The sequence below is a fragment of the Gordonia ajococcus genome, from assembly GCF_012974285.1.
Classification (GTDB): domain Bacteria; phylum Actinomycetota; class Actinomycetes; order Mycobacteriales; family Mycobacteriaceae; genus Gordonia; species Gordonia amicalis.
On sequence record NZ_CP052884.1, the window covers coordinates 2,101,423 to 2,121,477 of the forward strand.

Below are 20,055 nucleotides of genomic sequence, written 5' to 3' on the forward strand. Positions count from 1 at the left end.
GTGGCCGCCGTGCGGTGAACACTTGGTGAACGGCTTCGAGCCCCTGCGCAGGCGGTACATTCGGGATCATCATGGTCATGCACAGCAGGTCTCCCAGTGGCTACTCGACGTGGCGCCTCATCGCCGACGAGCTTCGGGGCGAGATCGTCGACGGCGGACTTTCGCCCGGCACTCGGTTGCCATCGGAGTCGCAGCTCGCGAGTCGTTTCGGCGTCAATCGCAACACCGTGCGGCAGGCGGTGGCCGCGCTCGCGTCAGACCGCCTGGTCGTCGCGCGGCGCGGTAGCGGAACCTTCGTCGCCGAACACGAGGTACTGGTCCACCGGATCGGCCTGAGAACGCGTCTCAGCGACAGTCTCGGTGGCCGGGCCAAGGGTGCGACTGTGCGCCTGCTCGACTCCGAGACCGTGCCCGCGCCGGCATCCGTCGCGGCGCGACTGGGTCTCGACGACCGCCCGGCGCTGCGCCTGGAGATCGTCCGCGCCGTCGACGGTCTCCCGATCTCGTTGAGCACCAATTGGTTCGACGCCGAACGCGTACCCGGCCTCGCCGGGCGTTTCGAGGCCGAAGGGTCCGTGACCGGGGCTCTGCGCGCCGAGGGAATCGACGACTACGTGCGCGGTGCGACGACGATCGCGGCCCGCCATGCGACGACGAGCGAGGTCGCCGATCTGCAATTGCTCGAGGGTGCAGTGGTTTTGGCGGTCGAAGGACTCGACCAGCTGCCGGACGGCACACCGCTGCAACTGGCGGTCACCCGTTTCCCGGCGGACCGGGTCGAACTCGACGTCGACCCCGGGCGGTGAGGCGCCGCCCGGGGTTCAGCCCGCCGGGCACTGCCCGACCCTGATCTGACCGGTCAGCGGAACACCCGCCGTAGCCAGGCGGCGAGGCCCTCCACGATGAGAACGGTGACGACCATCATCATCACCAGCGTCGTGACCTGACCATGCGTCGACGACAAGGTCGAGGCGTTCATCAGGTAGAAGCCGATGCCGCTGCCACCGACGATGCCGAGGATGGTTGCTGCCCGGATGTTCGAGTCCACCAGGTACAGGGTGTTGCCGATCAGCGAGGGCAGGGCCTGCGGCCAGGTGGCCGCGAGGTAGCGCTGGCCGCGTGCCGCGCCGGTTGCGGTCAGGGCGCGTTCGGGGCCGGGGGAGACCTCCTCGCAGGAGTCGGCGATCAGCTTGCCGAGAAGTCCGATGCCGCCGACGGCGAGTGCCACCACACCGGCCTGATTGCCGAGCCCGGTGATCATGATCAGGAAGATCGCGAGCACGAGTTCGGGTATCCCGCGGAACACCACCAGCAGCACTCGGAATGTCCCGCGCACAGCCGGATTGGGGGCGATGTTGCGGGCCGCGAGGGACCCGACGGCAAGCGAGACGACGAGCGACAGCAATGCCGCGGCGAACGCGACCTGCACGGTCACCAGCAGTGCATCGGCGAACTCGCCGAAGGTGTACGAACCGGTGCTGGGCGACCAGAAACTCGCGATCGACGGCCACATGTGGGACCAGTTGACGTCGGCGAAGTCGATGTCGGCCATCCAGTAGCTGGAGATCACGAGCATGATCGCGCCGACGGTCCAGGCGCAGTTGCGGATTCGTCGTCGTGTCCACGGCTGACGCGTCATGGAGTCGACGGTCATCGCGATGGTGGAGGGGGCGTCGGTGGAGGTGCGACGCGGCCGGCCGCGGGTGACGAGTCGTACGGCGCGGTCACCGAGCCGGCGACCGCGAGGTTCCACGCCGAGGAGGTTGCGCCGGATGGTCGAGGAGATGATCTCGCACACGACGCACAACACGAAGATGACCGCGGCGATCCCGAGTCCGCGTCCGTAGCCCTGCGGAAACTGCTCGAACGCGATCTTCATCGCATAGCCGAGTCCGCCGACGCCCGCGTAGCCGAGGATCGCCGAACCTCGCAGGTTGATGTCGAAGCGGTGCAGGGTTGTCGCGATCCACGACGGCAGCACCTGAGGAAAGACACCCGACCAGAACTCCTGTGCACGACTGCCTCCCGTCGCTCGGATCGCCAGCCGGGGGCCGTCGTCGATCTGTTCGATCGCATCGGCGAACATCTTGGAGATCATGCCGATCGAGTGGATGCCGATCGCCAGCACGCCGGGCAGCGGACTCCCCAGTACGAAAGCGAGCGAAAATGCCAACGCGAGAACGGCATCGGGCACCGAGCGGGTGAGCACCCCGATGGTCCGGCCCATCCAGCGCAATGTGGTGGACGGGGTGGTGTTCGATGCCGACACCCAGGCCACCGGAACGGAGATGATCGCGGCGATCACCGTCCCGAGGATCACGATCCCCAAGGTCAGCCCGATGAGATATGCGAGCTCACCCCAGGCGGGCAGGCTGATCGGGTCCATCAGCGAGAACACCTTGCGGGCGTTGTCGATGCTCGACACGATGTTGGCCCAGGAGAAGTCGAGAGTGCTCAGCGAATAGACACCGAACGCCAGCATCCCGAGGATCACGACCGTGCCGACGGTGCGCCCGGTCCGCCGTGGCGGCCGGGGCGCCGACTGCTCCGGTTCTGGTGGAGCGGTCTCGAGGACGGTCACCACGTGCCGCTCCGGATGCGGAGGTCGTTCTCACCGGTTTCGGCGCCGACCTGGCGATAGATCGTCATGGCCCGCTCGCGGCTCAACTCGGCCGTCGGCGTGTCCAGGACGACCTCTCCCGCGCGCAGTCCGACCACCCGGTCGGCCCACTCGAGAGCGAGTTCGACCTGATGGAGACTGCAGACGACCGTCAGTCCGCGGTCTGCGGCGATCTCCCGGATGAGAGCCATGACCTGTGCGCTGGAGTCGGGATCCAGGCTGGCCACGGGTTCGTCGGCGAGCAGGATCTCGGGATCCTGCATCAGTGCCCGTGCGATCGCGACGCGTTGCTGCTGCCCACCGGACAGCTGGTCGGCACGTTCATATGCCTTGTGCAGCAAGCCGACTCGATCGAGATGACCGAGCGCCCTGCGCCGCAGGGACTTCGGATAAGTCCACAGTCCCAGGCGCGGACCGCGCAGCTGCGCGAGCGCCCCGGTGAGCACGTTCTCCAGGACGGTGAGCGGGCCGACCAGTTCGAACTGCTGGAAGATCATCCCGATCCGGCCACGCAGTGCGCGTAACTCTCTCGAGGAGCTCTCGGTGAGGGTGCGGCCCAGTACCGATACGGCTCCCGAGGTGGGTGAGTCGAGCCCGTCCAGATGGCGGAGCAGGGTCGACTTGCCGGACCCGGACAGGCCGAGCAACACGACGATCTCACCGCGTGCGACCGTGAGGTTGATGTCGTGCAGGGCGCGGGTGGCGCCGAAATCCTTGCAGACCCCGTTCACTTCGATGAGTGGTGCAACCGTCGTCGTGATCGCAGTGGGTGAGATCGTCGTGTTGGTCATGGTCGTGATCCTTCGACTCAGCGGGTCAGGACGCGCACTTCGCGGCGGCGATGTTCGTGCAGAGATCGCTGATCGGGGTGAAGTACTGCTTGTCCACCGGGAGTACGCCGAAGTAGTTGGACGTGAAGCCGTCGGTCATCGGGACCCCCGACGCGGCGATGGCTTCCACCGTGGCGCCGCGCAATGCGTCGGTGACCTTGGTCTTCGCGTCGGCCGGCAGTGCGGAGGAGACGGTGAACGGGCCGCCGGGCACGTACTCGCGGTTGATCACCTTGACCTGACCCTTCTTGACGCCTTCGGCGGCCACGGTGTCCTCGGCGAATCCCAGGTCGCACTGCTTGGATGCGACTGCCTGGGCAGACTTGTCGTGGCTGCCGGCGAAGAACGGAGTGAAGTCGTCGAAGGTGGGTCGGCCGTTGGCATCCTGGCCCGTCGACGTCACATCGAGTCCCGCCTTGGACAGGGCGTTGAGCCCGAAGAGGAAGCCGGAGGTCGAATTCGGGTCGACGAAGCAGACCGACTTGCCCTTGGCGTCGGCCAGCGAGGCGATCGGCGAGTCAGCCGCGACGATGGCCTCCGAGAAGTACCCGGCGTCCTCGGCGTCCGGCGAAGTGAGGCCCGCGGCGACCGGTTCGATCTCGGCACCCTTGTTGGTGGCCATCACGTACTGGAGGCCGCCCATGACGCCGACGTCTGCCTTACCTGCGACGAGTGCCGCGACCAACGCGGTGTAGTCACTCGTGGGGTAGTACTCGACCTCGTAACCGGTGGTCTTGGCGAGGTAGTTCTGCATCGGCTTCCAGTTGGCATCCGAGCCGGCCTTGTCGGGGACCGCGGCGAAGACCAGGGTCTCGGGGGCCTTGGCCCAGCCGCTGGAGGCGGAGTCGGTGGACGAACAACCGGTAGTGCGGCGGCGGAAAGTGCGCCGGCGACGGCGACGGACAGCAGGGTCTTGATGCTGCGGGCGCGCATGATGGAGGCCTTTCGAGGCGGTGGGATGGCTACGACCAGGGCGGTCGGGGGAATCCGTGTGGCGGAGACGCGGCTGTGAGCAGCAGGTGTGCGAGCCGCCTTCCGGGCACGCCATCAGGGTTCGATGGCCCGATGAACGGTTGTCTACCCGCAACTGTCATCTGGGTGAAGGCGCTCGGAACATGTCTAGTTGTGTAGACAGGTTGGTTTCATTGAGTGGCGAAGCGGGATGGATTCGGTGTCGCCCGCTACTGTTTTCCTCTGGACTCACAGAGGGAGACAACGTATGTCGGGCCATGTGAACGTGGACAACTTCGTTCGGGCGGAGACGCATCGGATGTTCGCCGACATCCAGTTGGCCGCCGGTGGGGTGGGCAGGTTCCGCCACAATCGAGAACCCGCCGCCATCGACGAACAGACGGTGATCCGGCTCAATCGGGACACCCTGTACAGCTTCGCCGTCGCCGATCTCGCGGCGCCGGCGGTGCTCACCCTGCCCGACGCCGGTGATCGCTACGTGTCCGCGATGATCGTGAACGAGGACCATTACGTCGGTGACGTCCTGCACGCGGCCGGCGAGCACACGCTGACGCAGGAGGTGTACGGATCGCGCTACGTCCTGGTCGCCGTACGGTGTGGTTCCCCCGGAATCGTGGAGGACTCCTCTATGCGGCTTCGGGCTCGGTGACTGCGGTGTTCTCGTAGTCGACCGGACTCATCATCCCGATCGCGCTGTGGCGACGCTGGTGATTGTAGAAGCCGTAGCACCACTCCAACACGACCGCCTGCGCCTCCATGATAGTATGGAACTCGTTGCGTGACAACACTTCCCACTCCAAAGAAGAGAAGAATGCCTCCGCTGCGGCGTTGTCGAAACACGATCCGACCCGGCCCATCGACTGCCGGATACCCATCTTCTGGCACAGCCTGGTGAACCGTTTCGCGGTGTACGTCGACCCACGATCGGTGTGGAAAATCAGCTTCTGCGCATCGTCATCACGCCATATCGCCTGCATACCGCCCCGCGTGGCGACCGCCATCTCGATCGCCGCACACGCCAACGCTGCATCCGGGTGACGACTGGTGGCCGCCCCCAGCAGGCGGCGACTGTAGAGGTCGATGACCGTGGCCAGATACAGCTTGCCCGCCGCGGTCGGGATCTCGGTGATGTCGCCGACCCACCGCTGATCGGGGCACTGTGCGGTGAAATCGCGACCCAACAAATCGGGGAACTTCGGGGCGGTCTTGTCCTGACGGGTCAGCCCGTTGCGCCGGCGGATCCGCCGCGCGACCAGGCCCTGACGACACATCGAATCAGCGACAGTCTTCTCGGTCACCGTCCACCCGTCAGCACGCAGATCCGCATGCAGGCGCGGTGACCCGTGCAGGCCGCGGGCCTTGTCGAACGCCACCGCCACGGCCCGGTCGATGGTGTCCCGGCGATAGTCGCGGGTGGTGTGCAAACCCGTTGCCGCACCCGGCGATTGGGTCCGCTTATGCCATTTGTAGAACCACGCCTCGCTGACCCCGAGCAGCCGGCAGGACACCGCGTGTGGCACCCGATAGCTGGTCCTCTGGTCGGCGATAAAGCGTGCCACGCTCACTTCGTCGCCTCCTTCACCCACAGGACCACTGATCGCTTGAGGACATCACGCTCCATGCGCAGCTCGGCGACCTCGTCACGCAACCGTTTGAGCTCAGCAGCGTCATCAACGGTCAGCTCGCCGCGGCCCTCCCGCTCGGCGCGCGCCCGGTTGACCCAGTTACCCAAGGTGCCCTCGTTGACCCCCAGGTCTCGAGCGACCTGGGCGATCGGCTTACCTGTCTCCTCGACGATCCGGACCGCCCCATCACGAAACTCCCGGTCGTACTTCTTCCGCTTCTCTGGCATCGTGCTCCTCATTATCGATGCCTCTACGGTTCGGGGGGAACCTCACGGATCCTGGTCGATCCGACCGATGTGGTCGATGTGGCCGAAGTCGGGAGGTTGCAGGACCAGGTGACGCTCCTTCCGGGCTCGTCGGAGCCGTTCGTGTCCCCCGACTACGACACCGCAAGTCTCGATGCGACCCGAGATGCTCTGCTGGAGCTGGCGAAAGGGCTCACCTCCTTCGACCACACCTTCGGCAGCCGCGAAGAGGTGGACCCGGTCCGCCACCTCATCGGATGCGCGGCGGGCTGGGGTGGGCTCCCGACATCCGAGGCCACCTATGTCGGCGTCGACCCCGCCGTCGGTCCCGGGCACTACGAACTCGTCTTCGCCGACATCCCGGTCGACGCCTTCTGGTCGGTGTCGGTCTACAACGCCGCGGGGTTCTTCGAGCCCAACGAGAAGGACCTCTACACGGTCAACAGCGTCACCGGCGTACGTAACGGCGACGGCTCGATCACCGTCCGGTTCATCCCCGACGCCACCGGTGACGTCCCGCCCAACGCGATCGTGACGCCCGAGGGCTGGAACTACCTCATCCGCCTATATCGACCGCGCCCCGAGGTCCTCGACGGCACGTGGACTCCGCCGGTCCTGAAGCCGGTCGCCGATTCCTGAGCCGTCGGTCGCCCTCCGGAATGACGTCGATGACGTGATCGACTGACGCAGCGGCCACGCACCTCCGATTCGACTTCGGCCCGGTTGCAAGAATTTTCGCTCCATGAGGTGCCCCCTCCATCTCTGAGGTGTGAGGAGTTTTGGCGGTGGGTGCCCATCTGCTCCCTGAGGTGTGAGGAGTGTTGGCGGTGGGTGCTCATCTGCTCCCTGAGGTGTGAGGAGTGTTGGCGGTGGGTGCTCATCTGCTCCCTGAGGTGTGAGGAGCGTTAGCGACGAGCCTCGAAGGGCTGGTAACCGTCCCTCGCCGCGCTTGCTTCACACGCGCGGGTATGCGGCGGCGAGCATTATCGAGGCGAGGGGTGGCTTCGGCGTCGGAGGCGTTGCGTAGGTCGATGATTTGGCGTAGGTGCAGGCGTGGTTGATCGCCGGACGCCGGCTCGGGTCCGTGGATGTCGGTGCGCACCTGTTCAAGGTGTTCGGCGAAGCGGCGGGGTATGTCGGGTCGCCGGTTGATGCGTTCGGAGTTGGGGGGTGCGCCTGGTTGGGTGTTGAGTCGCCAGGCGCAACGGCCTTCGTCGGGTCCTTCCCGCACCATGTGGGTGGTGTATTGGCCGGGTTGATCGCCGACCATGCGGTTGTGTTTGGAGCAGGCCGGGGTGAGGTCGGTGATGTCGGTGAGCCCGCCGAGGCCCCAATCGAGTTGGGCGTGATGCATTTCCACGTGGGTGGCGGCTAGGTCGCAGTCGGGGGTGGAGCACGCCTCGCCGTCGGGTCGGGCGAAGGAGACGAGGCGTTGTTCCCGGGTGGCGAGTCGTTTGCCGCGCCCGAAGTAGAGCGGGACGGCGGTGGCGTCTTTGAACACGGCCAGCCAGGGTTGGGCGTCGGCGGCGAGGTCGATCAGGTCGGGGATGGGGATCAGGGTGCCGGTGGCGGTGGTGGCGAACCCGGCTTCGCGGATGAGGTCGTTGAGGTCGGCTTTGACGATCAGTTGCACGGGGAGTCCGCGGTGACTCTTACCCAGGAGTCCGTCCTCGAACACCACTTTGAGCAGGGCGTTGAGGGCGTCGTGGTTGAGCTGGGCGGGGCTGCGGTCGTCGCGTTCGGCGGCGGCCGCCACCGCGTCGGGGTCGGCGTCGTCGATCGACCCGTGTGGGGAGCCGGGATCGTCGGGGTTGTTCATGCCGGGTTTTGCCCACACGGCGAGGAGCATGGTGATGCGTGCGAGTAGTGAATCACCCCAGGTTTTGTGCCGCCTCCAATGTGGGCTGGTCCTCGGGGCCGAGGCCAGCGTAGTGGAGCGTTTCGAACTCGGTCGGGGGAATCTGGCCAATACTCGAGTGCAACCTGCTGTTGTTGTACCAGTCGACCCAACCAGCGGTCGCGAACTCGACGTCGGAGATCGTCCGGTACGGGCCGGAGTGGAAGATCGTGGTCCGGATGCACTCGGTCTTGTACAAGCCGTTCACCGACTCGGCCAGCGCGTTGTCGTAGGCGTCCCCGACCGATCCGATCGACGCTGCGATGTCTTCGAGTCGCAGACGCTCAGTCAGTGTAACCGATGTGTACTGACTTCCGGCATCCGAATGATGAATAAGCTCAGCAGCTTTCACCGGATGCCCTTCCCGATTGCGCTGCCACAGTGCCATCCGAAGCGGGACTGTCACCAACTCCACCGACTTCGATGTCGAGGCATGCCATGCCACGATTCGACGGGAGAACACGTCGATGATGAACACCACATACACCCACCCAGCCCAGGTCCGGCAGTAGGTGAAATCGGTCACCCAAACCCGGTTCGGTTCGGCAGCACTGAACTGTCGGTTCAACAGATCCTCCGCGCGGACACCATCAGCGGATCTGACGGTCGTTCGGACTCCCTTCGACCGTCGAATTCCTTGGTGGCCTAACACTTTCATCGCTCGATCAACGGCACCATAGGACACCCCAGGCAGAGTTGTGCGATGCAGATGGGCGCGCATCTTCACCCGCCCGTAGAGGCCCTCGGGAGTCATCTTCCGCCGGCCGTCGTCACCGGTGCGCCAGACGACAGTGCGCACCGCATCGACGACGTGGGCATCAGAGACCGTCCGTGCGGCAGGCGTGCGTGATCGCCATGCCCGGTAGGTTCGTGCGGCAATCTGGCAGCCCTGCCCACGCAGGACCCGGCAGATCGACTCGACCGCAAACCCGTTGGCGCGCATCTGATCTATGAACGCCACGATCATCGGTTGCGGGGGTCGAGTTCCCCCGCGAAGAAAGTTGTCGCTGCTTTCAGAATGGCAACGTCTTCTCGTAACTGCTTGTTCTCGGCCTTGAGGCGCTTGATCTCGGCGGACTCCTTCGTAGTGGTCCCGGAGCGGGCGCCGGCATCGATCTGGGCTTGTACGGCCCATCGACGTACCGTCTCCCCGCCGACACCGACCTGCTTGGCGATCGCTTCGGCCGCGGCAGTCAACGACGTGTACTCGCCGCCGTGGGCCTCCAGCAACCGCAAGGCCCTCGAACGGACCTCCGGATCGATTTTCTTAGGCATGTGCCCATCCTTCCTGACTCAGAAGGAAGCGGCATCAAACCTGGGGTGATTCATAGTTCGGGGGTGAGGGTGGCGGTCATCTTGGCGGTGCCGTCGGCGCGTTGCCGGTTGACCGAGAGGTTGCGGCGCCGTTTGCGGTCGGTGTCGTCGGTGAGGGTGCCGTCGGGGTCGAGGTGGGCCAGCAGTCGGGCGCCGAGGTTGGTGATGTCGGCGGGGGTGTGGTCGACGGCGATCTCGGTCATCTGTCGTTCGGCGGCGACCTTGACGTCGTGGTCGACGGCGTGCGGGATCTGGTCCAACACGTCCATCACGGCGTGCACGTGAGCTGAACCGACTTGGCCTTTGGCGAACGCCTCGGCCAGGGTCGGGTGCGTGGGTTCGAGGGGTTCACCGGTGGTGAGGTCGGGAAAGGTTGCGGTGGCCCGGGTTTGCTTGAGTCGTTTGCCGGGGTAGGCGATGCGGAGCCGGTGTTTCATGTAGTCGATGACGCTGCGGTAGCCGGACTTGCGTGGCAGGTCGCGCTGGTCGGCTTCGACGATCTGCTGGTTACCGGTGTAGGTGAGTCGGGTGATGGCCCGTTCGATGCGCATGCCGGCGTCGTCGACCTCGGCATCGGAGAGTTGGGTGAAGCCGGTGTTCTGCAGCTTGTCGACGATCGTGTCGAGTTCATCGAGCAAATCGGGCATCTCGGCAGGGGAGGGCTCGTCGACGACATCAGTAGATGCGATGTCGGTCATGACGGTCACCCCCTGAATCCGTGGTTCGAATACATGTTCGACTGTACACGCAATTATTCTGCCGTGCAGAAGAATTCGGTGCTGGATGGCGGCACGAGAATTGTCGGGGGTGTGGTGTAAAGGGCCTCCGGTCGTTGGTTGGCACCCCGGGTGTCTCGAATGCCGGTGGTTGTATCGGCGAAAGCCATTCACACCACAGTCGATTTCGCGGATACTGCTGCAATGTTGCTGCCCCAGCGAATCCTCACTCGCCGGTCCCGCGTCGGCACATTGGTGATCGCGGTCCTTGCACTCTCGGCGCTGCTGGTCGGCACCCCGGGTGCCGCAGACGCGGCACCGGACAGCTGGCGGTACACGATGGTGGGGTTCTCCAACACCAGTGCCCAGCACATGGACGTGTACCAGTCCTCGGACGCGACCCGGTTCCAGCCGATCCGCATGTCGGCTTACCAGCCACCGTCGGGTCTGGTGCGTGACCCGAGTATCTTCCGGAGTTCGGACGGCTGGTACTACGTCACCTACACCACCGGTTCGACGTCGATCGGCTTCGCGCGCAGTCGTGACCGCGTGAACTGGACCTTCATGCACAACTACCCGGTGCCGTTGTGCTGTGCCTTCCTGCCCGGCACGGGTGACGGCACCGGGTCGTCGGCGGGCTCGCTGAGTTTCGGATCGGCGGGCTCCAGTGACGGACCGTCGTTGTCGCCGTTCACCACCAAGGCGTGGGCGCCGGAGTGGTTCGTCGAAGGTGGCCGGGTCAACGTGATCCTGTCGATGTCGACGGGTGGCGGATTCGTTCCGTATCTGATGACCGCGCTCGAGCCGGGACTTCGGTTGTGGAGTCCGCCGGTTCCGATCCTCGGCCTCGGGGCGGACCGTATCGACACCGCTGTCGTGAAGGTCGGGGCGACGTATCACGCGTTCACCAAGAACGAGACCAAGAAGGTCATCGAACACGCGGTATCCGGGTCGCTGGTGGGGCCGTACCGATTCGTCGCTCCGGGTCCGTGGGGTCGCCTGGTCGAGGGGTCTGCCGTGGTCCAGCTGCCGAACGGCAACTGGCGGCTCTATGTCGACGCCTATCGGGACCGCCGGTACTTCTACTCCGACAGTGGCGACGGGCTGCGGACCTGGACGCCGTTGAAGGAACTCCCCGGACTCTCGGGATCTGTTCGTCACTTCGGCGTGGTCCGAGAACCGGTCTAACCCTGCCCGAGCAGGTTCACGGCGTTCGCGCCGACGAGGCTGAGGATCACTATCGACAGCATGGCCTGCACGGCCATCGCCGGCTTCATCCAGCGCGCGAGCGGCATGACGTCCGTCGGGCTGAACGCGGTTGCGTTCGTCCGCGCCAGACAGAGGTAGTCGACGAAGACCGGTCGCCAGCCGCGCGTTGACCGCCCTCGAGGACGAGGATTCGGCGACATTGAGCGACATGTCAGATCGTATGCGCCACGCGCTGTTGCGGGTCAGTGCCAGGAGTGCGCGAACCGTCGCGTTCCCCGTCCACGCGACACGATCCTCGGAAACCGTTGACTGAACCGACCCTGCCGGTACTGTGTTGGATATCACATAGGCTGTGGAGGGAGCGCCATGATAATGGCCGAAATGAGAGAACTGCACCGTAGTATCACCACGCTGCGGCATCACATCGTCGGACTGAGGGCGCACTACGGCGATACCGACGCGGTTCGCCGGATGGCCAACGACCTCGACCGCCTTGAGATCGACCTGCACGACTTCGAACACAGCCCGCCCAAGCCGGTCAAGGTGAAGGCCAAGGAGCAGGTCATCTACGTTCCCGACAGCAAATCCGACGAGTCCGCGTGGCTCGGCGCTCAAGACGAAGGGCTCGGCTTCCACTCGCGCGAGCGCACGAAGTGAGCGCCCCCGCGGCTGAGCGGGAGTCACTCGGGGTCTTCTCCCCGAGACGGGCGCGCCTGACGGTGCGAACCCTACGGACCGACCGATGGTGGTTGTCGCCGTTGCTGACGGTCGTGGGCCTCGCGGCTTTCGTCGTCTACGCGACCGTGCGGTCGTTTGTCCGGAGCGCCTACTACGTCGCGGATTATCACTACCTGACGCCGTTCTACTCGCCGTGTCTGAGCGAGTCGTGCGTCCCTGGGTCGAGCCATTTCGGCACGCCCTTCCCCGAGTTGCCGATGTGGATACCGCTGGCGTTCCTGTCGCTGCCGTTCCTGCTCGGATTCCGGTTGACCTGCTACTACTACCGCAAGGCCTACTACCGGTCGGTCTGGCTGTCGCCGCCCGCGTGTGCGGTCGCCGAACCCCATACCAAGTACACCGGGGAGACACGGCTTCCGCTGATCATCCAGAACTCGCACCGGTACTTCTTCTATGTGGCCGTCGTCATCTCGGTGATCAACACCTACGACGCCATCGTCGCATTCCACGGCAAGGGCGGTGGTTTCGGCTTCGGGTTGGGCAACGTGATCCTCATGGTCAACGTGCTGTTGCTCTGGATCTACACGGTGTCGTGTCATTCGTGCCGTCACGTGACCGGCGGTCGGCTCAAGCACTTCTCGAAACATCCGGTGAGGTACTGGATCTGGACGCGGGTCTCCAGACTGAACACCCGGCACATGCAGTTCGCCTGGATCACGCTCGGAACGTTGATGCTCACCGATTTCTACATCATGTTGGTGGCCAGCGACACCATCTCGGATCTGAGGTTCGTGGGTTGATCGATTGAGTCGCAACCACTGTTGTGCAACCGTTTTCAAAGTTGGGAGTCGCGCTAGATGACCGAACCGGAACGCTACCAGTACGACGTCGTTGTGATCGGTGCGGGTGGTGCCGGTCTGCGGGCGGTCATCGAGGCCCGGGAAAAGGGCTATTCCGTGGCCGTGGTGTGCAAGTCGCTGTTCGGCAAGGCACACACCGTGATGGCCGAGGGTGGTTGTGCGGCGTCGATGGGTAACGCGAACGCGAAGGACAACTGGGCGACCCACTTCCAGGACACGATGCGCGGCGGGAAGTTCCTGAACAACTGGCGGATGGCCGAACTCCACGCCAAGGAAGCACCCGATCGTGTGTGGGAGCTGGAAACCTATGGGGCGCTGTTCGACAGGACCGCCGATGGTCGAATCGCCCAGCGCAACTTCGGCGGTCACACCTACCCGCGGCTGGCGCATGTCGGTGACCGGACCGGACTGGAACTCATCCGGACGATGCAGCAGAAGATCGTGTCTCTGCAGCAGGAGGACTTCGCGGCGACCGGCGACTACGAGTCACGGATCAAGGTCTTCGCCGAGTGCACCATCACCGAGCTGCTCAAGGACGGCGACGCCATCGCCGGCGCGTTCGGTTACTGGCGGGAGTCCGGGCGGTTCATCGTGTTCGAGGCGCCTGCCGTGGTGGTCGCGACCGGCGGGATCGGCAAATCCTTCAAGGTGACGTCGAATTCCTGGGAGTACACCGGCGACGGCCACGCTCTCGCCCTGCGCGCCGGCGCGAGCCTGATCAACATGGAATTCGTCCAGTTCCATCCGACCGGGATGGTGTGGCCGCCCAGCGTGAAGGGCATCCTGGTGACCGAGGGCGTCCGCGGTGACGGCGGAGTCCTGAAGAACACCGACGGCAAGCGGTTCATGTTCGACTACATCCCGCCGGTGTTCAAGGGGCAGTATGCCGAGACCGAGGATGAAGCCGACGAGTGGCTGGCCGACAACGACTCTGCCCGCCGCACGCCCGATCTGCTTCCACGTGACGAGGTCGCTCGGGCGATCAACGAGGAGGTCAAGGCCGGTCGCGGAACCGAACACGGTGGCGTCTACCTCGACATCGCCTCCCGGATGCCGGCCGAGGAGATCATCCGCAGACTCCCGTCGATGCATCACCAGTTCAAAGAGCTCGCCGACGTGGACATCACCGCCGAACCGATGGAGGTGGGCCCCACCTGCCACTACGTGATGGGTGGGATCGAGGTCGATCCGGACACCGGCGCCTCCCGGGTACCGGGTCTGTTCGCTGCCGGCGAGTGCTCTGGGGGGATGCACGGATCGAATCGGTTGGGCGGTAACTCGTTGTCGGACCTGCTGGTCTTCGGTCGACGCGCCGGGCTCGGCGCGGCGTCGTATGTCGAGTCACTGGGCAACCGGCCCGGAATCGCCCAGGACGACATCGACCGCGCGGCGAGATACGCGCTCTCGCCGTTCGATCCGCCGGCCGACGGCAAACCGGAAAACCCCTACACGCTGCACATGGATTTGCAGCAGGCGATGAACGATCTCGTGGGCATCATCCGTAAGGAAGACGAGATGCAGGAAGCGCTGCGAGTTCTGGCCGACCTTCGAAACCGGCTCGGCGACATGCAGGTCGAAGGTCACCGGCAGTTCAACCCGGGCTGGCATCTGGCGATCGACCTCCGGAACATGTTGCTGGTCAGCGAGTGTGTGGCAAAAGCGGCCCTCATGCGTACCGAGAGTCGCGGCGGACACACGCGCGACGACCACCCGTCGATGGACTCGGACTGGCGCAACACACTGCTGGTGTGCACCGCGGACATCGGCGACGGCTCCCCGGTGCCGGAGGTCGAGGTCGTCAAGAAAGAACAAGAGCCGATGCGGCCCGATCTGTTGGAGCTCTTCGAGTTCGAAGAGATCGAGAAGTACTACACCGCCGCCGAGATCGCCGGTCACCCCGGCGCCGGAGGCGAGCGAGCCGAGGGACAGTCGGAGGACTGACATGGGATACGACGCGAAGTTCCGGGTGTGGCGAGGTGACACCGAAAGCGGTGGGCTGCAGGACTACACGGTCCTGGCCAACGACGGCGAGGTGGTGCTCGACATCATCCACCGCCTGCAGGCAACCCAGGCCCCCGACCTGGCCGTGCGATGGAACTGCAAAGCCGGCAAGTGCGGCTCGTGTTCGGCGGAGGTCAACGGTCGCCCCAAACTGCTGTGCATGACCCGGATGTCCACGTTCACCGAGGACGAGGTCATCACGGTGACCCCGTTGCGGACGTTCCCGGTGATCCGCGACCTGGTCACCGACGTCTCGTTCAACTACGAGAAGGCCCGCGAGATCCAGGCCTTCACCCCGCCACCGGGTCTGGGACCGGGGGAGTACCGCATGAAGCAGGTCGACGTACAGCGATCCCAGGAGTTCCGAAAGTGCATCGAGTGCTTCCTGTGCCAGAACGTCTGTCATGTGGTGCGCGATCACGAGGAGAACAAACAGGCCTTCGCCGGGCCGCGCTATCTCATGCGCATCGCTGAGCTCGACATGCACCCGCTCGACGTCGCCGAACGGCGCGAGACCGCACAGAACGAGCACGGCCTAGGCTTCTGCAACATCACCAAGTGCTGCACCGAAGTGTGCCCCGAGAACATCAAGATCACCGACAATGCGCTGATCCCGATGAAGGAACGAGTGGCCGACCGGAAGTACGACCCACTGGTGTGGTTGGGGAACAAACTGTTTCGGCGATAGCCAGAACTGATCGAGCTGAGTGGCACGGGTGGACCCGCGCCGACCGACGGGGGATCCGTGAGCTCGGTGGCGCCGTTGTGTCCCTGGCTGCTGTCGGCAGAAGCCTTCACCACAGGTGGGAGGGGCTGACGTCGAAGTCGGCCGCGACCGCACGATCGCGGTACTGCTCGCGAAGCCACACCGCTGCTTCGGCATCACCACGGTCATCGGCGAGAAGTGCGCGCAGGCGTAGAGCAGACAAGGTGTTCAGCACGAAGCCGTCGTCGACGGGCATCGCCGCCAGGCGAGTGGTGGCCTCCTCGGCTTCCGACCGATCTCCGGTGTGGCCGCGGGACAACAACGCTTCGACCAGGACGGTGGTGGCAACTCCCCGGGAGAGGACCTCGCCTGCCGCCTCCATGACCGCGATCGATCTCCTCGCCAGTTCGATCGCACCGTCGAGATCGCCATGCTTGTCGCGATGGCGAGCGATCGCGGGATTGAGCAAGAGCCGTCGCGTTGATCGCATATCCACGGCGGGATGCCGTGGCCTGTGCTTGTCGCAGCAGGCCGATTCCGTCCTCGTAGTCAACAGTCTCACCGGCATCGTGTTGGTAAACCAGACCAGGCCCCGAGTAAGACGAGCGAATGTGAGGAGATACTCGTCTCCGATCTGTTCGGCGATCGAGAGCGCCTCGCTCGTCTCGTCGAGCGAGGTCGGGTCGACAGAACGGGCGCCCTGGGGGATCGAGAGAATGTACTTGTACAGCAGGGCGTTGACGAGTTCGCTTGCGTGAAGGCTCCGAGCCAGGGCCACCGCAATGTCGGCGTCACGGCGCCAGCCGGGCACGCCCAGACACATTCGGTACAGTCCCCGCCGCCGCGTGGCCGTGGCCAGTGGAGACTCGAAGACGACGCTGCCGCGGGTGAGATCGCCGCCGATGAGATCGATGACCGCCTGTGCCAATCGCAGTGCCTCCCGTAGCTCGCCCACCTCGGACTTGGCGTGGCCCACGGTCAGCAGCAGTCCGCCCGTGACGGTCGGGTCATCGAGCGACTCGATCAGCGAAAGGAGTTCGGAGCACAGTGCCTGTGCTTCTCGGTGGCGGTGTTGCCCGGTCAGCGCCATGATCATTCCGCCGATGCCGACTGCCAGGGATCGTCGGTCGCCGGACTCGTCACACAGCTGCCGCAGACGCCCGAACCGCGCGTCGGTGAGGTTGCCGCCCACCGTCCAGACCTCCGCGCAGAGCCGGGTGAGCACCTCGATCTGCAACCTCACGCGCTCCGTGTCATGAACTGGCAGTTGCTCGGTGATCTCGCGGGCCCGCTGCCAGCTCGTCCATGACGCGGAGCGGTCATGGCGCGCGAGCCAGTCACCGGCCCGCATCTGCCAGGCGTAGGCGGACCGGAGGTCGCCGGCACTCCGATAGTGGCTCGCGATCAATCCGGCGTGCTGTTCGACGTGGGCAGGACTGTTCTCCTCGATGGCGACCGCAACTCGTCGGTGTCGTTCGCGTCGGGTCGCTTTCAGCTGTGATTCGTACGCCACGGTGCGTATGAGTGGATGCCGAAATGCGAACTCCGCGGCGGATGTGTTCGGTGGGCGCTCGAGCAGTTCGGCGGCGAGGAGTTCATCGATCGCTTCGGCGAGGTTCACGACCTCTTGCGATACGGCTACGAGAAGCTCTGCCCGGAATCCGGTTCCGATGACAGCTGCGCTGTACAGAACGGCTTTCGTCGGACTTCGCAGCCGATCTATTCGAGCTGCGATGGCGGCGTAGAGCGTCGGAGGCACGGCGATGTCCGTGAGTCTGTGACTGGATCGGTAACGCCCGCGTTGCCCGCTGAGAACTTCCCGCTCGACCAGGTCGTGAACGATCTCGGAAGCGAAGAACGGGTTGCCTCCCGATGCTTCGACGATCTGCTCAGAGATTCGGCGAACCGACGGATCGCTGCCGAGAACATCGGCGAGCAGGGCCTCCGTCTGACTTTCGTCGAGGGGCGGCAACACCAGCGATTGCGCGGCGGGGATGCCGACGAGACGTCCACGGTAGTCGGGCCGGTGAGTGATCACCACGAGCGATCGGGCATCGCGCAGGTCGTCGATGAGCTCCGCGATCGTGGACTGACTCTCGTCATCCATCCAGTGCACGTCTTCGATAACGACGAGTGCTGACGTGACGTCGGCCCGCACGCCGCGGCCGATCAACGATCGAACCCGGCGTCGTCGCGCCTCGGCAGAGATCTGGGGCAGATCGATCGATGGTTCGGCGACGCCGAGCAGGTCCTCGAGAAGAAGTAGATCCTCAGGGTCGTCGTGTACGAACCTCGACCGCAGAACCGCTCGCACGTCACCGGGTTCGCGGGAATCGGCACCGAAGAGTGTCCGCAGCCACCGGCTGAGCGCGGAGTAGGGCAGGTTGCGGGTGTGGGACTCGCAGGAGGTGGTGTGGACGGGGATCGCGCGGCGAGAGGCCATGTGTGCGAGCTCGGCAGCGATCCTCGTCTTCCCGATCCCGGCCGGCCCCACTATCCGCGCGACCCCGCCGCGCGCACTCACCGCGTGGTCGAGAAGGGAATCGAGTTGTGCTAGTTCAGTCGACCTGCCCACCAGGAGTGTTTCCGACACGCCACGATGCAGCGCTGCCCCGGGCTTGAGGTCTTCGAGAGTGCGGACCTCGACCAGCGTGTTGCGACCCTTGATGGGGACGAGCTGGACTGGACCCAACTCCGCTACGTGTTCGACGAGTCGAGCGGTGCTGGAACTCAACAGTATGCCGTCGGTGGGCGCGGCCGATTCCATCCGATGGGCCAAGCCGACGTGTTCGCCGAAAGTGGTGTAACCTATTGCGCTGGAAGCGATCTCTCCGGCAACGACTCGGCCTGAGTTGAGCCCGATCCGGATCTGTAGATCGACGCCGTCTCGGTTGAGGGCATCGTCGGCGAGCATCCGCGCCCGTTCGCGAATGCGCAGAGCAGCGAGGCAGGCGCGAACCGCATGGTCCTCAAGAGCATTCGGTATGCCGAACACAGCCATCAGACCGTCACCGGTGAACTGATTCAGGAGCCCGTCGTAGCTGCTGATGGTTTCGGCCGAGCGGCTGATCAGCTCCGACATCAGCTCGGCCAGGCGCTCTGCACCGACCTTTTCGGCGATTGTCATCGACCCCACCACATCTGCGAACAGGACCGTAACCTGTTTGTACTCGGCGGTGTCGAGGCCGGGGAGCCTCGTCCCGCATCCATCGCAGAAACGGGCGTCTTCGCGTAGTAGCAGTCCGCAAGCTCGGCACGTCGACTGTTTCATACGAGACTCCAGCGAGCGTCAGTGGCTGACTCGGATCACGATACTCGTGCTGACGGTGTTTGGGGACGTGCGACCAGGGCCAACGAGGTGGACCCCATCTTGAGCCTCAGCAGGCTGGCGAACGCGGGTGCGAAAGCGACACTGATGGACAACCTGGAGATCTGTGGCTCTCGAGCGAACCCTCGCCAGGGGCTCCCACAGATCGGAAAGCCGGCCACTGCTCGCCAAAGGCCGGCGCAGGTGTGATGGTTCTCTGGAAGTCGCGGGTACGCGCAGACGGGTGCCCGTTATCGCAGGTTGATGGTGCCCCCGGTGAGACTCGAACTCACACTGGACGGGTTTTGAATCCGTTGCCTCTGCCAATTGGGCTACGGGGGCCAGTGCTCGGGTTGCCCCGTGCAGGAGCCAACTCTAGATGATCGGCCGACCGGCCCGGTAACCGGTACTCTTCGGAGCAACTATGGCGTGGAGGAGGGGATGGTGACGGTGACCGACAGCGCGACGACAACAGCTGGTGAGACCACGAAGACACACCGGGTTCTGGTGGCCGAGGACGACTCGTTGATCCGCATGGATCTCATCGAGATGCTCCGTGAAGAGGGCTACGACGTCGTGGGCGAGGCCCCCAACGGGCAGGTCGCCGTCGAGCTCACCGAGTCGCTGAGGCCCGACCTGGTGATCATGGACATCAAGATGCCCATCCGCGACGGCATCGACGCGGCGACCGAGATCGCGGAGAAGCGGCTGGCGCCGGTGGTCATGCTCACCGCCTTCAGCCAGCGCGACTTCATCGAGAAGGCGCGGGACGCCGGTGCCATGGCCTACCTGGTCAAACCGTTCACCAAGGCCGACCTGGTGCCCGCCATCGAAGTCGCGGTCAGCCGCTATCACGAGCTCAAGCTGCTCGAGCGTGAGGTCGCGACGATGAACGAGCGGCTCGAGACCCGCAAGCTCGTCGAACGTGCCAAGGGTCTGCTCATGCAGAAACAGGGGCTGTCCGAACCCGAGGCGTTCAAATGGATTCAGCGCGCTGCGATGGACCGTCGGACCACGATGAAAGCCGTGGCCCAGGTGGTCGTGGAGACTCTCGGAGCGAACTGAGCCGCCCGAG

Annotated in this window: 14 protein-coding genes, 1 tRNA gene, 4 pseudogenes and 1 other annotated feature; of the genes and pseudogenes, 9 read left to right on the plus strand and 10 right to left on the minus strand. The window is 64.9% G+C overall.

The annotated features are described in order from the left end of the window. Nucleotides 1-77 precede the first annotated feature (77 nt). On the plus strand, nucleotides 78-806 hold the full coding sequence (phnF, locus tag GAA2_RS09620) for a phosphonate metabolism transcriptional regulator PhnF (protein WP_248664727.1): 729 nt from the start codon (nucleotides 78-80) through the stop codon (nucleotides 804-806). 53 nt (nucleotides 807-859) lie between these two features. On the opposite strand, the gene GAA2_RS09625 is transcribed toward phnF, so the two are convergent. Genes GAA2_RS09625 through GAA2_RS09635 form a run of 3 tightly spaced genes read right to left on the minus strand, consistent with a single transcriptional unit; the run spans nucleotide 860 to nucleotide 4,498 of the window. Beyond that, entirely contained in the window at nucleotides 860-2,584 is a 1,725-nt protein-coding gene (locus tag GAA2_RS09625) for a PhnE/PtxC family ABC transporter permease (RefSeq protein WP_191834918.1), read from the minus strand. Next, nucleotides 2,578-3,411 carry a phosphonate ABC transporter ATP-binding protein gene (gene phnC, locus GAA2_RS09630; protein WP_191834919.1) on the minus strand — a complete coding sequence of 278 codons (834 nt, stop codon included), beginning with the start codon at nucleotides 3,409-3,411 and terminating at the stop codon, nucleotides 2,578-2,580. Before phnC ends, GAA2_RS09625 begins: the two co-directional genes overlap by 7 nt. 25 nt (nucleotides 3,412-3,436) lie before the next feature. Beyond that, on the minus strand, nucleotides 3,437-4,498 hold the full coding sequence (locus tag GAA2_RS09635) for a phosphate/phosphite/phosphonate ABC transporter substrate-binding protein (protein ID WP_223121897.1): 1,062 nt from the start codon (nucleotides 4,496-4,498) through the stop codon (nucleotides 3,437-3,439). 171 nt (nucleotides 4,499-4,669) lie between these two features. Here GAA2_RS09635 and GAA2_RS09640 point away from each other — a divergent pair. Beyond that, a pseudogene (locus GAA2_RS09640) lies at nucleotides 4,670-5,017 on the plus strand (DUF1254 domain-containing protein); the annotation flags it as partial. Between the two features lie 31 nt (nucleotides 5,018-5,048). Here the strand turns inward: GAA2_RS09640 and GAA2_RS09645 are convergent. Continuing rightward, nucleotides 5,049-5,987: an IS3 family transposase gene (locus GAA2_RS09645; protein WP_094601264.1), complete on the minus strand. Its 939-nt coding sequence runs from the start codon at nucleotides 5,985-5,987 to the stop codon at nucleotides 5,049-5,051. Then, nucleotides 5,984-6,274: a transposase gene (locus GAA2_RS09650; RefSeq protein ID WP_005195137.1), complete on the minus strand. Its 291-nt coding sequence runs from the start codon at nucleotides 6,272-6,274 to the stop codon at nucleotides 5,984-5,986. The genes GAA2_RS09645 and GAA2_RS09650 overlap by 4 nt, the downstream gene beginning before the upstream one ends. Before the next feature lie 45 nt (nucleotides 6,275-6,319). On the opposite strand from GAA2_RS09650, the pseudogene GAA2_RS09655 reads away from it, so the two are divergent. Beyond that, nucleotides 6,320-6,931 (plus strand): annotated as a pseudogene (locus GAA2_RS09655) (DUF1214 domain-containing protein); the annotation flags it as partial. 315 nt (nucleotides 6,932-7,246) lie between these two features. Here GAA2_RS09655 and GAA2_RS09660 read toward each other — a convergent pair. The 3 genes and pseudogenes from GAA2_RS09660 to GAA2_RS09670 form a co-directional block, all read right to left on the minus strand. Continuing rightward, a pseudogene (locus tag GAA2_RS09660) lies at nucleotides 7,247-8,159 on the minus strand (DUF222 domain-containing protein); the annotation flags it as partial. 4 nt (nucleotides 8,160-8,163) lie between these two features. Beyond that, a protein-coding gene (locus tag GAA2_RS09665) for an IS3 family transposase (protein WP_159406341.1) occupies nucleotides 8,164-9,464 on the minus strand; the annotation gives its coding sequence in 2 pieces (ribosomal slippage) (nucleotides 8,164-9,191 and nucleotides 9,191-9,464; 1,302 coding nt in all). Further along, nucleotides 9,061-9,192: a sequence feature (AL1L pseudoknot), on the minus strand. (Overlaps the previous gene by 132 nt.) Nucleotides 9,465-9,517: 53 nt before the next feature. Beyond that, a pseudogene (locus tag GAA2_RS09670) lies at nucleotides 9,518-10,201 on the minus strand (DUF222 domain-containing protein); the annotation flags it as partial. A 222-nt stretch (nucleotides 10,202-10,423) separates the two neighbouring features. Between GAA2_RS09670 and GAA2_RS09675 the strand changes: the two are divergent. From GAA2_RS09675 to GAA2_RS09700, 5 genes are all read left to right on the plus strand, one after another. Continuing rightward, nucleotides 10,424-11,407 carry a glycoside hydrolase family 43 protein gene (locus GAA2_RS09675; RefSeq protein ID WP_191834920.1) on the plus strand — a complete coding sequence of 328 codons (984 nt, stop codon included), beginning with the start codon at nucleotides 10,424-10,426 and terminating at the stop codon, nucleotides 11,405-11,407. A 387-nt stretch (nucleotides 11,408-11,794) separates the two neighbouring features. After that, nucleotides 11,795-12,085, plus strand: a complete 291-nt coding sequence (locus tag GAA2_RS09685; protein ID WP_191834921.1) for a hypothetical protein — start codon at nucleotides 11,795-11,797, stop codon at nucleotides 12,083-12,085. Then, nucleotides 12,082-12,906 (plus strand): hypothetical protein, encoded by an 825-nt coding sequence (locus GAA2_RS09690; protein WP_191834922.1) that lies wholly within the window; start codon nucleotides 12,082-12,084, stop codon nucleotides 12,904-12,906. The genes GAA2_RS09685 and GAA2_RS09690 overlap by 4 nt, the downstream gene beginning before the upstream one ends. A gap of 57 nt (nucleotides 12,907-12,963) precedes the next feature. Further along, complete coding sequence (locus tag GAA2_RS09695; protein WP_006437315.1) at nucleotides 12,964-14,907, plus strand: fumarate reductase/succinate dehydrogenase flavoprotein subunit; 1,944 nt, start codon at nucleotides 12,964-12,966, stop codon at nucleotides 14,905-14,907. 1 nt (nucleotide 14,908) lies between these two features. Then, nucleotides 14,909-15,655: a succinate dehydrogenase/fumarate reductase iron-sulfur subunit gene (locus GAA2_RS09700; protein WP_006437316.1), complete on the plus strand. Its 747-nt coding sequence runs from the start codon at nucleotides 14,909-14,911 to the stop codon at nucleotides 15,653-15,655. Between the two features lie 106 nt (nucleotides 15,656-15,761). Here the strand turns inward: GAA2_RS09700 and GAA2_RS09705 are convergent, their stop codons facing one another. Both GAA2_RS09705 and GAA2_RS09710 read right to left on the minus strand, forming a co-directional pair. After that, nucleotides 15,762-18,944: an ATP-binding protein gene (locus GAA2_RS09705; RefSeq protein WP_191834923.1), complete on the minus strand. Its 3,183-nt coding sequence runs from the start codon at nucleotides 18,942-18,944 to the stop codon at nucleotides 15,762-15,764. A 301-nt stretch (nucleotides 18,945-19,245) separates the two neighbouring features. Then, nucleotides 19,246-19,322: transfer RNA gene (locus tag GAA2_RS09710), tRNA-Leu, on the minus strand. 99 nt (nucleotides 19,323-19,421) lie between these two features. Between GAA2_RS09710 and GAA2_RS09715 the strand changes: the two genes are divergently transcribed. Then, on the plus strand, nucleotides 19,422-20,045 hold the full coding sequence (locus GAA2_RS09715) for an ANTAR domain-containing response regulator (protein ID WP_159405680.1): 624 nt from the start codon (nucleotides 19,422-19,424) through the stop codon (nucleotides 20,043-20,045). Nucleotides 20,046-20,055: the final 10 nt, after the last annotated feature.

Excerpts from the sequence above, each read along its gene's own strand:
- GAA2_RS09635 (WP_223121897.1), bottom strand. The coding sequence starts at position 4,498 with ATGGCGTGCCCGGAAGGCGGCTCGCACACCTGCTGCTCACAGCCGCGT.
- GAA2_RS09695 (WP_006437315.1), top strand. The coding sequence starts at position 12,964 with ATGACCGAACCGGAACGCTACCAGTACGACGTCGTTGTGATCGGTGCG.
- phnF (WP_248664727.1), top strand. The coding sequence starts at position 78 with ATGCACAGCAGGTCTCCCAGTGGCTACTCGACGTGGCGCCTCATCGCC.
- phnC (WP_191834919.1), bottom strand. The coding sequence starts at position 3,411 with ATGACCAACACGACGATCTCACCCACTGCGATCACGACGACGGTTGCA.
- GAA2_RS09650 (WP_005195137.1), bottom strand. The coding sequence starts at position 6,274 with ATGCCAGAGAAGCGGAAGAAGTACGACCGGGAGTTTCGTGATGGGGCG.
- GAA2_RS09705 (WP_191834923.1), bottom strand. The coding sequence starts at position 18,944 with ATGAAACAGTCGACGTGCCGAGCTTGCGGACTGCTACTACGCGAAGAC.
- GAA2_RS09685 (WP_191834921.1), top strand. The coding sequence starts at position 11,795 with ATGATAATGGCCGAAATGAGAGAACTGCACCGTAGTATCACCACGCTG.
- GAA2_RS09675 (WP_191834920.1), top strand. The coding sequence starts at position 10,424 with ATGTTGCTGCCCCAGCGAATCCTCACTCGCCGGTCCCGCGTCGGCACA.
- GAA2_RS09700 (WP_006437316.1), top strand. The coding sequence starts at position 14,909 with ATGGGATACGACGCGAAGTTCCGGGTGTGGCGAGGTGACACCGAAAGC.
- GAA2_RS09715 (WP_159405680.1), top strand. The coding sequence starts at position 19,422 with ATGGTGACGGTGACCGACAGCGCGACGACAACAGCTGGTGAGACCACG.